The organism is Streptomyces sp. 840.1, assembly GCF_003751445.1.
Classification (GTDB): Bacteria; Actinomycetota; Actinomycetes; order Streptomycetales; family Streptomycetaceae; genus Streptomyces.
Genome location: NZ_RJUU01000001.1, coordinates 921,434 through 934,121, shown reverse-complemented (window position 1 = coordinate 934,121; position 12,688 = coordinate 921,434). Strand labels below are relative to the sequence as shown.

General features: G+C 71.5%; 15 protein-coding genes. 8 read left to right on the top strand and 7 right to left on the bottom strand.

Features of this window, described 5'->3' with window-relative positions; all coding sequences use genetic code 11:
* Nucleotides 1-34: 34 nt before the first annotated feature.
* The 3 genes from EDD93_RS04125 to EDD93_RS04115 all read right to left on the bottom strand — a co-directional run bounded on the left by EDD93_RS04125 (nt 35) and on the right by EDD93_RS04115 (nt 2,047).
* Nucleotides 35-850 (bottom strand): SAM-dependent methyltransferase, encoded by an 816-nt coding sequence (locus EDD93_RS04125; RefSeq protein ID WP_123523872.1) that lies wholly within the window; start codon nt 848-850, stop codon nt 35-37.
* 82 nt (nt 851-932) lie between these two features.
* Entirely contained in the window at nt 933-1,184 is a 252-nt protein-coding gene (locus EDD93_RS04120) for a DUF397 domain-containing protein (RefSeq protein WP_123523871.1), read from the bottom strand.
* Nucleotides 1,181-2,047, bottom strand: a complete 867-nt coding sequence (locus tag EDD93_RS04115) for a helix-turn-helix transcriptional regulator (protein WP_123523870.1) — start codon at nt 2,045-2,047, stop codon at nt 1,181-1,183. The genes EDD93_RS04120 and EDD93_RS04115 overlap by 4 nt, the downstream gene beginning before the upstream one ends.
* Before the next feature lie 315 nt (nt 2,048-2,362).
* Here EDD93_RS04115 and EDD93_RS04110 point away from each other — a divergent pair, with 315 nt between their 5' ends.
* Both EDD93_RS04110 and EDD93_RS04105 read left to right on the top strand, forming a co-directional pair.
* Complete coding sequence (locus EDD93_RS04110; protein WP_260255616.1) at nt 2,363-2,827, top strand: ATP-binding protein; 465 nt, start codon at nt 2,363-2,365, stop codon at nt 2,825-2,827.
* A gap of 205 nt (nt 2,828-3,032) precedes the next feature.
* Nucleotides 3,033-3,404 (top strand): recombinase family protein, encoded by a 372-nt coding sequence (locus tag EDD93_RS04105; protein WP_123523868.1) that lies wholly within the window; start codon nt 3,033-3,035, stop codon nt 3,402-3,404.
* Nucleotides 3,405-3,416: 12 nt separating this feature from the next.
* Here the strand turns inward: EDD93_RS04105 and EDD93_RS04100 are convergent, their stop codons facing one another.
* Both EDD93_RS04100 and EDD93_RS04095 read right to left on the bottom strand, forming a co-directional pair.
* Nucleotides 3,417-3,608: a hypothetical protein gene (locus EDD93_RS04100; protein WP_123523867.1), complete on the bottom strand. Its 192-nt coding sequence runs from the start codon at nt 3,606-3,608 to the stop codon at nt 3,417-3,419.
* Nucleotides 3,609-3,618: 10 nt separating this feature from the next.
* Nucleotides 3,619-4,470, bottom strand: a complete 852-nt coding sequence (locus EDD93_RS04095) for a helix-turn-helix transcriptional regulator (RefSeq protein WP_123523866.1) — start codon at nt 4,468-4,470, stop codon at nt 3,619-3,621.
* Nucleotides 4,471-4,777: 307 nt separating this feature from the next.
* Between EDD93_RS04095 and EDD93_RS04090 the strand changes: the two genes are divergently transcribed.
* Together EDD93_RS04090 and EDD93_RS04080 are read left to right on the top strand one after the other, a co-directional pair.
* Nucleotides 4,778-5,287: an ATP-binding protein gene (locus EDD93_RS04090; RefSeq protein WP_123523865.1), complete on the top strand. Its 510-nt coding sequence runs from the start codon at nt 4,778-4,780 to the stop codon at nt 5,285-5,287.
* A 647-nt stretch (nt 5,288-5,934) separates the two neighbouring features.
* A complete protein-coding gene (locus tag EDD93_RS04080) occupies nt 5,935-6,849 on the top strand; it encodes a nitroreductase/quinone reductase family protein (protein ID WP_123523863.1) in 915 nt (304 codons plus the stop codon).
* 69 nt (nt 6,850-6,918) lie between these two features.
* Here EDD93_RS04080 and EDD93_RS04075 read toward each other — a convergent pair whose 3' ends face one another.
* Complete coding sequence (locus tag EDD93_RS04075; protein WP_123523862.1) at nt 6,919-7,542, bottom strand: TetR/AcrR family transcriptional regulator; 624 nt, start codon at nt 7,540-7,542, stop codon at nt 6,919-6,921.
* Nucleotides 7,543-7,661: 119 nt separating this feature from the next.
* Between EDD93_RS04075 and EDD93_RS04070 the strand changes: the two genes are divergently transcribed.
* Nucleotides 7,662-8,684 carry a hypothetical protein gene (locus EDD93_RS04070; RefSeq protein WP_123523861.1) on the top strand — a complete coding sequence of 341 codons (1,023 nt, stop codon included), beginning with the start codon at nt 7,662-7,664 and terminating at the stop codon, nt 8,682-8,684.
* Here the strand turns inward: EDD93_RS04070 and EDD93_RS04065 are convergent.
* Complete coding sequence (locus tag EDD93_RS04065; RefSeq protein ID WP_123523860.1) at nt 8,650-9,576, bottom strand: helix-turn-helix domain-containing protein; 927 nt, start codon at nt 9,574-9,576, stop codon at nt 8,650-8,652. The genes EDD93_RS04070 and EDD93_RS04065 overlap by 35 nt on opposite strands.
* 224 nt (nt 9,577-9,800) lie before the next feature.
* Here EDD93_RS04065 and EDD93_RS04060 point away from each other — a divergent pair, with 224 nt between their 5' ends.
* From EDD93_RS04060 to EDD93_RS04050, 3 genes are all read left to right on the top strand, one after another.
* Nucleotides 9,801-10,790 (top strand): SMP-30/gluconolactonase/LRE family protein, encoded by a 990-nt coding sequence (locus tag EDD93_RS04060; protein ID WP_123523859.1) that lies wholly within the window; start codon nt 9,801-9,803, stop codon nt 10,788-10,790.
* A gap of 54 nt (nt 10,791-10,844) precedes the next feature.
* Nucleotides 10,845-11,372 carry an SRPBCC family protein gene (locus tag EDD93_RS04055; RefSeq protein WP_123523858.1) on the top strand — a complete coding sequence of 176 codons (528 nt, stop codon included), beginning with the start codon at nt 10,845-10,847 and terminating at the stop codon, nt 11,370-11,372.
* Nucleotides 11,373-11,580: 208 nt separating this feature from the next.
* Nucleotides 11,581-12,654 carry a YihY/virulence factor BrkB family protein gene (locus tag EDD93_RS04050; RefSeq protein ID WP_260255882.1) on the top strand — a complete coding sequence of 358 codons (1,074 nt, stop codon included), beginning with the start codon at nt 11,581-11,583 and terminating at the stop codon, nt 12,652-12,654.
* Nucleotides 12,655-12,688: the final 34 nt, after the last annotated feature.

Below are 12,688 nucleotides of genomic sequence, written 5' to 3'. Positions count from 1 at the left end.
CGCGGGAGAGGTTGGCGAGCAAGGCCCCCACCCCTCAGCGCTTTATGCCCACGCCCGCCAGCAGGCCGATCTGGGCGTCTGCGGGCTCCGTGCCGTCGGTGGGTCCGGCGGGGCGCCAGCGGTGGCAGCAGCACAGGCCGGGGGCTATCACGTCGAGGCCGTCGAAGAAGCGGCTGATGTCCTTGTGCGAACGGAACTCCACCGGAGTCCCCGAGCTGGTGTAGACCTCCGCGACCGCGTTCCAGACGACGGGGTCGAAGTCCGGCGTGCAGTGGTTCATCGCGAGGGCGCTGCCGACCGGCAGTGCGTCGAGGAGCCGGCGGACGATGTCGTACGGGTCGTTCGGCGCGGTGATGAAGTGCATGAGCGCGTTCAGGGAGAGGGCGATCGGCTTCTCGAAGTCCAGGACCTCCGAGGCGCGCACGGCGTCCAGCAACGCGTCGGGGTCCTTGACGTTGGCCTCGATGTAGGTCGTGCGTCCCTGCGTCGTGCTGCGCATGAGGCGTTCGGCGTACTTGAGGACGAGGGGGTCGTTGTCCGCGTAGACGACACGGGCCTCGGGGACCACGGACTGGGCGACCTGGTGCAGGTTGGGCTCGGTCGGGATGCCGGTGCCGATGTCGAGCCACTGGCGGATGCCGTGCTCCTGCGCCAGGGCCCGGGTGGCCCGGTGCATGAACGCCCGGTTCTCGCGGGCGGTCACGAAGAGGCCGGGGTGGGCCTCGGCGGCGACCAGGGCCGCCTCCTTGTCTATCTCGAAGTGGTCCTTGCCACCCAGGAAGTAGTCGTACATCCGGGCCGAGTGCGGCCTGCTCGTGTCGAGGTCCCGGCCGGCCTGCCTGGTGCTCATGTGCTCCCCTTCGTCCGTGTGTCTGTCAGCCCGCAGGCCTGGAACGGGACCGGTGTCGGCGTTCCCGCTGTCCGCCGCCGGTTCACCCGGCGGCCAAGTGATCGGCCATGCCCTCTTTGACCCCGCGCACGAACGCGGCGATCTCCTCCGGTGCGTAGATCAGCGCCGGCCCGGCCGGGTCGGTCGACTGCCGTACGGCCACCCGGCCGTCGGCGAGCTTCTTCGTTTCGACGCACTGGCCGCCGTTCGGCCCGCTCCAGGGGCGCTCCCAGCCCTGTTCCCCGAGATCGCGGGCCGACATTCCGTTGTAGACACACTTGTCGGTGATCGTCACGAGTACTCCTTGCGCATGCGGTTCAAGAGCGCTCTGCTGTCCTCGGACGACGTCAGCAGCGCCATACGGGAATGCGCCTCAAGATGGGCGACGACGTCCACCCGCTGGTCCAGGTAGACGGAGGCGGACAGGATTTCGCTGTAGACGATGTCCGGCAGCTCGGGCTCCGCGAACCGGAAGTACGTGAACGGGGCGCACGCCCCGACGTGCGCACCTGCGTCGAACGAGACGATGTCGAGGCTGACATGCGGGAGTTCGGACACGTCGAGGAGCCGCTCGATCTGCTCCCGCATCACGTCGGGGCCACCCACCGACCGGTGCAGGACGGCTTCCTCCATGACCACCCACAACGTGGGGGCGTCCTCGCGCTCCAGCAGGCTCTGGCGGCGCAGCCGCAGCTCCACGCGGCGCGTGAGCTCCTCGTCGCTGCCGTTCGGCAACCCTCCGCGCAGTACGGCGCGGGCGTAGTCGTGAGTCTGCAGAAGGCCCGTGACGTACTGGGGTTCATAGGTGCGAAGGGTCTGGGCGCCGGTCTCCAGGCTGACATAGGCGGTGAACCAGCTCGGCACGGCGTCGCGGTAGGAGTGCCACCAGCCGGGCTCGTTGGCCTGCTCGGCCAGGTCGACGAACTCGTCTATCTCCTGGCGGTCCGCCCCGAAGGTCTCCAGAAGTTTCTCGACGTACAGCGGTTTCAGGGCGACCTCGGCCTTCTCGAGCCGCCGGATCGTCAGGGGTGTCACGCGCAGAGCCTTCGCCGCGTCCTCCAGCGACGCACCGACTGCGAGCCGCATGTCCTGGAGCCGACGCCCGAGGATCATGCGCAGGACCGTCGGCGCGGTGGTGCCGGAACGGGCTTCGCTCACGCCCAACCTCCTGAGAGTTCATCAACAACACCATTCTTACAGTGGCTTGAAGACGACGCCAGGGTGATACCGGCACTGCTGAAATTATCAGGGAGTCGGTTGCAGCGTGAGTCCTAGCACGCGATAGTTGACATGTGAGTGGTCAAGTCGCAGCTCTGACGAGGCATCCGGTCCGGACAGGACGCGTGATGCCGATGCCGTCGTCGGCACCTCACCGCAGGGGGCCTGCCTCGGCACGCGCCTCTTTCTCATCGGGCCGCAGCCCGCACCCCCACACCGCGCCTGCCCCCCGGAAGGCACTGGAAGGCGACATCCGTGACTCTGCACACGTCCCCCGCCCCGGCCCCGCCCGCGACGTCCGCCTTAGCCGCGACCGAGCCCTGTCGGGAGTACTGGTTCGGCCTGCCCGCCCTGCGCACCAGCGCGAGAGCCGCCCGCGACACCGTGCGAGACCGGCTCCGCGCCTGGAAGGTACCGGGCGACACGTGCTGCGACGCGGTGCTGCTGGTCTCCGAGCTGACCACGAACGCCGTGCTGCACACCGGCAGCGGCCGGGTCCTGTGCGGCCTCACGCTGACCGACGACGAGCGGCGCCTGCGTATCGAACTCCACGACGAGGGCCGCACCCCGGTCCGTGCGCCCGAGCATCTCGCCGGCCCGGACGAGGAGAACGGGCGAGGCCTGCTCCTCGTGTCCCAACTCGCGGACCGCTGGGGCTCCGCACGCTCGGCGCATGCGGAAGGCAAGGTCGTCTGGGTCGAGTTGGCGGCCCACTCCTGACGCCATGGGTGCGGCCCGGCGCCGAGTACGGCGCCCGCCCCGGCGGCGACACCCCGAACGCGGCGCGGACAGGCCCCGCCTGCCGTGCACCGGACCGGTCCCCCCGCTCAACGGCGAAAACCCCGGTCGAAACCGTACGGCCCCGCTACGCCTCCTTCGCGCGGCGAGGAATCCCCGTTCCTCGATGCATCTACAGAAGGCACCCATGACCCCCCACGCTGAAACCGCCTCTCCCGTCGTCCTGTACGTGTGCGCGGACAGGGCCCCCCGCGCGCCCGGGGCGGCCACGCAGCGTGCACGGAGAGAGGGCCACGCGTTCGCCCAGGAGCGCGGGCTGACCATCGCCGAGGTCGTCACCGACACCTACGGCGAGCCCGACCCGGCCCAGCGCCGGGGATGGCGGCGAGTGAGACAGCTGGTGCGAACCGGCCATGTCACCGCGGTACTCGTCCGCTGGCCCAGCGCCATCGCGCCGGAGTCCGCGCCCGAACTCCGCCGCCGCGAGACCGCCTGGCTCCAGGACCGGGGCGTACGCGTCCGGTACACGTGGGCGCCCCTGTCGTCGAAGAGCGAGTGACGAGACCCGCTGTCACAGCAAGTGGTCCGCCTTGCCGGCCTTGATGTCGCGGATCAGCTGCTGGAGTGCCTCGCGGCTGTCAGTGAGGAAGTGCTCCTCCGAGCCGAGGACGGCGATGTAGCCGTTGCCCTCCTGGTCGGTGCCGAGCCTGAAGCAGCTGGCGCCCTCGCCGCAGAACGGTTCTTCCCACGTGACGTCCCGCATGGTGGCTCCCTCATAGGTGGCGTGCGATGCCATGGATGAAGTCCCGTGACTTCTGGGGCGGCAGAGCGATCCGCTCCATCCAGTCGAGATGGGAACGATACTTCGCCAACTGTTCTTCCCCATCCAGGAATTCGGGGCCGTGGGTGCTGTCCACCTGCACGGTGTCCAGCCGAGGCGTCGGCCCTTCCGCGTAGTTGACCGTCTGACCGGCACCCGGGAACGCGCCCGCCTCGAAGGGGATGACCCGCAGGGTGATGTGGCGGCTCTCTGATGCGGTGAGCAGGTGATCGAGCTGGACACGGGCGACCTTGCGGCCACCGAACTGCATGCGCAACGCCGCCTCGTGTATGACACCCGTGTACTCGGGCGGCGTTGTGCCCTCCAGAACCTGCTGTCGTTCCACGCGGTGCGCGAGCCGCAGCGCGACTTCGTGTTCCGGGAGGGCTGGGACGACCACTCGGAAGACGGCCAATGCGTGATCGCTGGTCTGGAGGATTCCGGGGATGTGGACGGAGTGCGCGCTCCGCATGCGGAGCGCGTGGGCCTCCAGCTCCGCGATGTCGAGCAGGCCGTCGGGGAGCGAGTCGCGATACCGCTCCCACCAGCCTCTCCTCGCGCGCCTCGTCATGGCGGCCAGCGCCTCGACGTACGCCTGGTCCTGGCAGGCGCATGCGTGGGCCAGGGCGAGTACGCGGTCCTCACTGATGGCTCGGATGCCTTGCTCGATGTTGGAGAGTCTGGACCGGTCGACCCCGAGGAGACCGGCGGCTGTCTCGGCGGAGACTTCGGCTGCCAGGCGCATCTTGCGGAGTTCGCGCCCCAAGCGCCTCTGACGCTCGGTCGGTGAGGTTCGCGATGACATGTCAGTCCTTCCGTGGCCATCTCGCTGAAGTCTGCCGTGTAGATGACGGCTTGAGTGTGCGAGGGGCATTTTTTCCGACCTTGGTGGCCAATATGGCCCCTGGCGCGCTACATTCGGTAACGCACCGCTTACGCAGCGACGAGCCGGAAGTGCATCGCGCGGGCCTGCCCGCTACCTCCTTCCCTGGGAAGGGCGGGGCCGCGCCAGGGAGACAGGCCACTGTTCGTCCGTAAGGCGCAAGCCATTCGTGCGCACCCATGAGGAAGAGAGACGCCACCAACTCGCACCCGTAAAAGGGGAGTCAAACGTGTACTCATCCCCACTCGCCGCACTCTGTCCGGCCCTCGCCCCAGCGGACCAGGGCCCGGGGCCCTACCTGCGCCCGAGGAGTCGCGCCGGGCGTGACGGGGCCGGGCTCGCGCTGAGCCTCAGCCTCACGCTGCCCGGCAGCCCCCGCAGCGCGGTCATCGGCCGGACGGCCGTCGGCGCGGCCCTGGAGGCTCATGGGCTCGCCCCGTACGTCTGGCCAGCGACGCACGCCGTGTCCGAACTCCTCGCGGTGAGCGCGCGGATGACTCCGGGCCGGGAGCTGTACGTGTCGCTGCGCCGGCGCGACGACGCGGTCCGCCTCCTCGTCTGGGACCAGCACCCGCACCATGCCGAACCGGACACGGCCGCGCTCTGCGAGGTGCGGCGGCGGCGTGCGCTCTGGATGCTGGCCGCCGTCGTGGACGACTGGGGAGGCGAGTGGGGGACGTGCGAGGCTCCGCAGCGGGAGCGGCTCGGCAACAAGTCCTGGGTGGTGCTGCCTCGCTGAGGCGGTACGCGCCCGGCGGCTTTCAGGGGGGTTGGCAGGATCGATGCCATGGATGTCACGCCTGTCGCTCCGCCACGGCCGACCGATGGTGCCGCGGTCTTCCCCGCGCTGGTTCCGCCGGCACGCACGGCGGCCCGGCTGCGCCCCCGCCCCGCGGCGCCGACGGGCCGTGGCCCCACTGCGAGGGCCCGCATGAAGTGGATGGTTCGAGGAAGGGGACGACGAGGCGGGCAACTGGTCCCCGTACGAGGAGCCGGCCGCTGAACCGTCGCCAGGCACGCCCTCCCGTGCCGGGCGGTGCGTGAGCTTCGGCGTCGGGTGAAGCCGCTCGACGGCAGAGGGCCGCGTTGACACGCGGCGGGCGGATACGTGTAATGGAGGCGGTGTCGCGTGACGCCGGCCAAAGAGCAGTGGGCCGGCCGGTGATCGGGCGAGCACCCTTCACCCAGGGGTCCGTCATGAGTTCTCACTCCGCGCCCTGCGGCTGACGCGGCGAAGCCGCGCACACTCAACCCTCCCGTTCCGCCCGGCGCACCCGCGCGCCCCGTTCGGGAGGCTGCGCGGTCGCTTCGTCCTGGGCACGTCACCACACACCATGACCCGCAGCCACTGCGGACATCACCGAAGCTCCGGAGACACGCATCCGTATGCCCACGTCCTTCAACGAAACGATCATCGAGGAGTTCCGCGCCAACGGGGGAAAGGTCGGCGGCCCCTTCGCGGGCGGCGACCTCCTCCTGTTGACGACCACCGGCGCCAGGTCGGGGGCCGAGCGGACCACCCCGCTCGGCTACGTCCGCCACGGCGAGCTGATCCTGCTCGTCGGCTCCAATCTCGGCGCGCCGAGCCACCCCGCCTGGTACCACAACCTGCTCGCCCACCCGGTGGTCCGGGTGGAGATCGGCACCAGCACCTTCCAGGCCCTCGCGGTCCCCGCCGAGGGTGACCGGCGCGACGAACTGTTCGCGCACGCCGTGGAGTCCGCCCCCGGGTACGGCGACTACCAGGCCCGGACCGACCGGGTGCTGCCCGTCGTCGTGCTGGAGCGCGCCGACCCCGACGGGTGGCGGCCCGGCGAGGTCCGCACCCTGGCCGACAAGGTCATGGAGGTCCACACCTGGCTTCGCGGCCAGTTGCGGCAGGTGGCGGCCGAGGCGGACGCCCACTTCGCCGAGCGTGCGACCCACCAGGGGCCGGGCCGGCCGCCGGCGCCGGGCCTCGGGCTGCAGATCAGGCAGCGCTGCCTGGCGTTCTGCCAGGCCCTTGAGTTCCACCACACCAGCGAGGACGGGCACCTGTTTCCCGGGATCGCGCGGTACCACCCCGACCTGGGTGACACCTTCGCCCGGCTCGACGCGGAACACCGCACCGTGGCCCGGATCCAGGCGGCGCTGGTGGAGCTGCTCGCCGGTATCGCGATCGCCGAACCGGACAGCTTCCGAGCCGAGTTGGCGCGGATGTCGGCGGAGCTGAACGCCCACCTCGACTACGAGGAGGAGACGATCGTCCCCCTCCTGGCCGACGTGCCCTGGCCGCCGGTCCCTCCCGCGAACGCGAGCTGACGGGAGGAGGCGGGAGCTGACGCGGGCTGACGCGGGCTGATGTGAGGTGCCGTGACCCGAGGCCTCGGGTCAGTCCGGCGTCGCCGGGTCCCGTCGCCGCACCAGCGGCAGGTACACCTCGTCGACGATTTCGACGAGGACGTCGTCCGGTGCGGCCGGGACCCCGCGTACGACGAACTCGTTGCGCAGCAGCACCATGGCCACGGTGGCGACCCTGGGGTGCAGCGCCTCCGGGGAGGCCTCGCCCCGGGCCACCGCGCGGCCCAGGACCGTCAGCCAGGGGGCGGCCGCGGAATCGCCGGACTGGTCCTGGAGCTGCGCCAGGAGTTCGGACGCGCCGCCCGCCGCGGAGATCAGCTCGCGCAGGATCGTGCCGAACGGCGAGCTCCAGTTGCGGTTGGCCCGGCGCAGCAGCTCCAGGACGTCGCCGCGCAGTGAGCCGGTGTCGGGCGGTTGGATCGTCGTGGACAACTGCCGGTAGGCGGCGATGCCGAGGGCGAGCCGGTTCGGCCAGCGGCGGTAGATGGCGTTCTTGTTGGTGCCCGCACGGGCGGCGACCCGGTCCATGGTCAGGGCGGCGTATCCCGATTCGGTCAGCTCGGCCGCCGCGGCACGCAGGATCGCCTCCTCCAGGACGGCTCCGCGTCGCCGGGTCTGCCCGGCGACCGGCTGCCCCGCCGCGTCCTCTGCCATCGCGCCTCCCGCTGACGGTACCGCTCGTACCCTCCCATTTTGCTTGCCGTTCCAGCGCAGCCGCAAATAGGGTACGTTCGGTACCGTAAGTGTCAGGAAGAGTGACGGGGGAGCGACGCATGCGGGCCAGAGGGATCAGTTACGACACCGGCTTCGTCAGGAACGGAGTGACGTCCCGGGCGTCCTTCGACCCGGTGACGGTCGAGCGCGAGCTGCGCGTCATTCGGGACGAACTGCACTGCAACGCGGTCCGGGTCATGGGCGGTGATCCGGACCGGGTGGAGCTCGCGGCGGCGTACGCCGCAGACCTCGGCCTGGAGGTCTGGTTCTCCCCGTATCCGCTCGAACTGGCCGCCGGCGAGATGCTGTCGCTCTTCGCCGACTGCGCCGAGCGGGCGGAACGGCTCCGGCTGCGGGGAGCGGAGGTGGTGTTCGTCTGCGGTGCCGAACTGAGCCTGATGAACGAGGGGTTCCTGCCCGGTGAGAGCCTCGGCGAGCGGGTCGCCGCGCTGCGCAGGCCCGACTTCCTGCGTGAGCACCTCGGGGAGCTGAGCACTCGGGTCAACGAGTTCCTCGGCCGGGCCGCGGCGCTCGTCCGCGAGCGCTTCGGCGGCAGGGTCACCTACGCCGCCGTGCCGCTCGAACGCGTCGACTGGGCGCCCTTCGACATCGTCTCCCTGGACCTCTACCGGTCCGCCGCGACAGCCGGCCGGTTCGCCGACGGCGTCCGGGACCTCGTGGCGCAGGGGAAGCCGGTCGCGATCACCGAGTTCGGTTCGGCCGGATACCGGGGCGCGGGGGACCGGGGTGCGGAGGGGCTGGAGATCGTCGAGTACGGGGAGGACGCCCGCCCCGTCCGGCTGAAGGGTGAGTACGCCCGCGACGAGGCCGGGCAGGCCGCGTACCTGCGTGAACTGCTGGAGGTCTTCGGGGCCGGGGGCGTCGACAGCGCCTTCGTGTTTACCTTCGCGCAGTACGACCACGTGCACCGCCCCGACGGCGACCCCCGTGACGATCTGGACCTGGCCGGCTACGGCATCGTCAAGGTGTACGAGGACCGCCTCGACGCGGGCGGGCCGGGGCTGCCGTGGGAGCCGAAGGCCGCGTTCACCGCCGTCGCTGACCACTACCGGGGGCGCTGAAGTCCGACGGGCGCGAGGCCGGCCCCCCGGTCCCCGCCCCGGCCGTCGTGGCCTGCACGAGGAGTTTCAGCGCGGCCTCGGAGGCCGATCCGGCGGCGGTGGTCACCATGACCAGGGACTGCTCGGGTTCGGACGGCGCCGTCAGTGTCTGCTGGGTGACCGTCAGGGAGCCGACGAGCGGATGCCGCAGCTCGTACTCGGCACTGTCGCAGGCCCGCACCCGGTGATCGGCCCACATGCCCGCGAACTCGGAACTCTGTGTGGTGAGTTCGCCGATGAGCGCGGTCAGCCGGGCGTCCTGCGGGTGCCGCCCGGCGACCAGTCGCAGATTGCCGACCACGGCTCGGGCCTTCGCCGTCCAGTCGACGTACAGCTCACGGATGTGGGCGTCCAGGAAGACCAGGCGCGCCATGTTCGGCCGGTCCGCCGGGCGTTCGGGACCGGCCGGGTCCACATGCCCGGCCAGCAGCGCGTGCCCCGCGGCGTTCCAGGCCAGTACGTCGCTGCGCCGCCCGGTCACCACGACGGGCACCTCGCCCAGGGACCGCACCAGGTCGCGCACGGCCTGGGCCGGTCGCTCGGCCGGGGGGCGCCGGGCCGTGACCCGGTGCCGGCAGGCGGTGGCCAGGTCGCGCAGGTGCAGCCGTTCGGTCTCCTCCAGACGCAGGGCGCGGGCGATCGCGTCCAGCACCTCGACGGAGGCGTGGCAGGAGGCCCCCTGTTCGAGGCGGGTGTAGTAGGAGGCGCTGACACCCGCCAGCAGGGCCAGCTCCTCACGCCGCAGTCCCGGCACCCGGCGGCGGTCCCCGTAGGTCGGCAGGCCGACGTCCTGAGGCTGCAACTGCGCCCGCCGCGCCTGGAGGAAGGCGCCGAGCTGTCCGTGAGCGTCCATGGCTCCGAGTATCCGGGGTCAGGACCCCGCGCAGCCTGCCCCTGCCAGGGATAGGCAGAGCCGGGGCTGGTTGCCCACCGCGGCCCGGACACACAGTGGGGCCACGAGCCGGCCCGGCCGACGGACGACAGGACCGGGCCCCGTACGCATCCCGCTCGTCCACCCCATCCCGCTCGTCAACACCCCATCCCGCTCGTCCACACCCCACCACGCAAGGAATCAACGTGTCAGCGAAGTCAGCGAAGTCAGCGAAGTCCACGAAGTCCGCACGCAACGCACTGGCCGTCGCCATCGCGACGGTCACCCTCACCGTCGGCTGGGCAGGCTCGGCGACGGCCTCCACCGCGCCCCTGTCGCACGCCCGGATCACCGAGCACTTCGACCTGGACGCCGGGCAGATGCCGGAGAACATCGTCGCGGAGCCCGACGGCGACCTCGATCTGTCCCTCTCCAAGGCGGGCCGGATCACCCAGGTGACCCGCGACGGCAGGGTGCGGGTGCTGGCGACCCTGCCCGTACCGGCCGATGACGGCGTGCACACCCCGGCGCTCGGCTTCTCACTGGTCACGGGCCTGGTCAGGGACGCGCACGGCACGCTGTACTTCCTGTACGCCACGGGCACCGACGACCTCACCGGCGTCTGGCGGCTCACCCCCGGCGGCCACCCGGAACGCATCGCCGCACTGCCGGCCGACGGCCTGCCCAACGGGCTGGCGCTGGACTCCGGCCGTCTCTACGTCACCGACTCGGTCCGGGGCGTCATCTGGCGCGTACCGGTGGCCGGCGGCCGTGCGACGGTCTGGGCCGACGGTGCCGAGCTGGCCCCGGACAACTTCCTCGGCGCCAACGGGCTGAAGGTGCACAACGGCGCGGTCTGGGTGTCCAACCTGGACCGCGGCACCGTCCTGCGGTACCCGGTGCGAAGGAACGGCACGGCGGGGCCCGCCCGGGTCGTGGCCGAGCAGCTGCCCGGAATCGACGACTTCACCTTCACCGGACGCGGCGACCGGATCCTCGCCGCCCTCAACCAGACCGACGAGGTCGCTTTGATCGAGCCCGACGGCACCCACACCATCGTCCTCAGCGCCCGGGACGGGCTGCAGAACCCCACGGCCGTTGCCGTGCGCGGCGACACCGCGTACGTGACCTCGGCCGCGTACCTCACCGGCCAGGACCCCAACCTGCTCACCGCCCGTATCCACGACCACCACTGACGGACCGCCGCGACGGGGCCCGGCGACCGCCGGGCCCCTGCCCAGGGAGGCGCCATGAGCACCACCGTTCCCGACCGCACCGCACACCCCACCGAACTCGGACAACCCGGCCCGGAGGACTACCGCTTCACCAGGAAGGCATGGATCGCCACCACGCCCTCGCGCGCCTACGACCTCGTGAGCGACGTGCGGATGATCGGCACCTGGAGCCCGAGCGCGAGCGAGGTGCGCTACGACGCCGGCTGCGGCCCGTACCCCGGAGCCCGGTTCGGCGGACGCAACCGGCGCGGCGACCGCGAGTGGACCAGCCGCTCACAGGTGCTGGAGGCCGAGCCCGGCGACACGTTCTCCTTCGTCGTCGAGGAGGTCGTCCGGTGGCGCTGGACCTTCCGCCCGCTCGGAACCGGCACCGTCGCGGAACAGTCCTGGCAGCTGCTGCGGCTGGACCCCGTGCTGGGCACCACCCGCGCGGAGCTGGACGCGCTGCTCGCGCACATGGCGGACAGTGCCGAGACGACCCTGACCGCCCTCGCGCGCTGGGTCGCGGAGGAGAGCGACAGGCGCGGCCTCGGCCACCGCTGAGCCGAACGGGAGTGAGCGGGAGCGAGAGGGAGCGAGCGGGGCCACCGGAGTATCGGCGGTAAACCGGAGCAGAAGAGGATAGGCAGCACAGGGCGTCTCCCGCGTCCCCCCGCGTCCGCGCGGCGGGAGGCGCCCCGGCTGTGCCTGCCCACCCTCCTAAGCTCCGTACGCCTCCTACGTTTCCGGAGACTCATCCGTGTTCAGCAAGATCAGCGACACCGCCACCGGGGCGCCGTCCCGGGCCGCCGGGCATCCCGGGCCCGCGCGGCGCTGGTCCGTCGCGCTGCGGCGCACGCCCGTCTCCCTGTGGAACGACGACCTTTCGGACTGGGCGGCGGCCCTGACGTATTACGCCATCCTCGCGCTGCTCCCGGCGCTCCTGGTCACGGTGTCCGTCATCGGGCTGGCCAATCCCCGGGCCACCGACGCGCTGATCGCGGACATCACGGCCTTCGCGCCGGCGGAGTCCGGCGCAGCGCTGCGCCAGCCCCTCGTGGCGGCCACGGAGCAGCGGACGGCGGTATGGCTGCTGGTCGCGACCGGGACCCTCAGCGCGGTCTGGTCCGCCTCCAGCTATCTGGCGGTGTTCCGGCGGGCGCTGCACGCGATGCACGGGGTCCGGGACACCCGGCCCGCCCTGCGCAAGGCCCACATCATCGTGGCGACGGCGATCGGGCTGCTGCTGCTCCTGATGGCCAGCGCGTTCGCCCTCGTGCTCTCCGGCCCGCTGGCCCGTTGGCTCGGGCACCGGATCGGCCTGGCTCATCTGGGGGACGCGGTGTGGGAGGTGCTGAAGTGGCCCGTGCTGCTCTGCCTGGTCGCCTGCCTGATCACGGTCCTCTTCCGGACCGGTCCCGCATCGGCGCGCGGCTCGCGCCGCGCACTGCCGGGAGGAATGCTGGCGGCCCTCCTGTGGCTGGCGGCCTCGGCCGGATTCGCGCTGTACGCGACGTACATCGGCTCCTACAGCCGGTTGTACGGGTCGCTGGCGGGACTGGTGGTGTTCCTGATCTGGGTGTGGTTCACCAACCTGGCCCTGCTGACCGGCGCCCAGTTCAACGTGGAGCTGGGCCGGGTACGGCACGGAGGCACCGGGCCCCGGACCGACGGCGACGACAACCGCGACGGTCACGAGGGTCACGACGGGAGTGACGGTCACGAGGGCCCCGACGGGAGTGGCCGGAGTGACGAGACCGGGGACGCCTTCGGGACGGACGCCGCGCCCGGTGGCTCCCCGACTGGTGGTTCCCCGCCCGGTGCGTCCACGCCCAGTGCTACCTAGGCCCGCTCGCGAACCGCAGTCCGGCCCCGCGCCG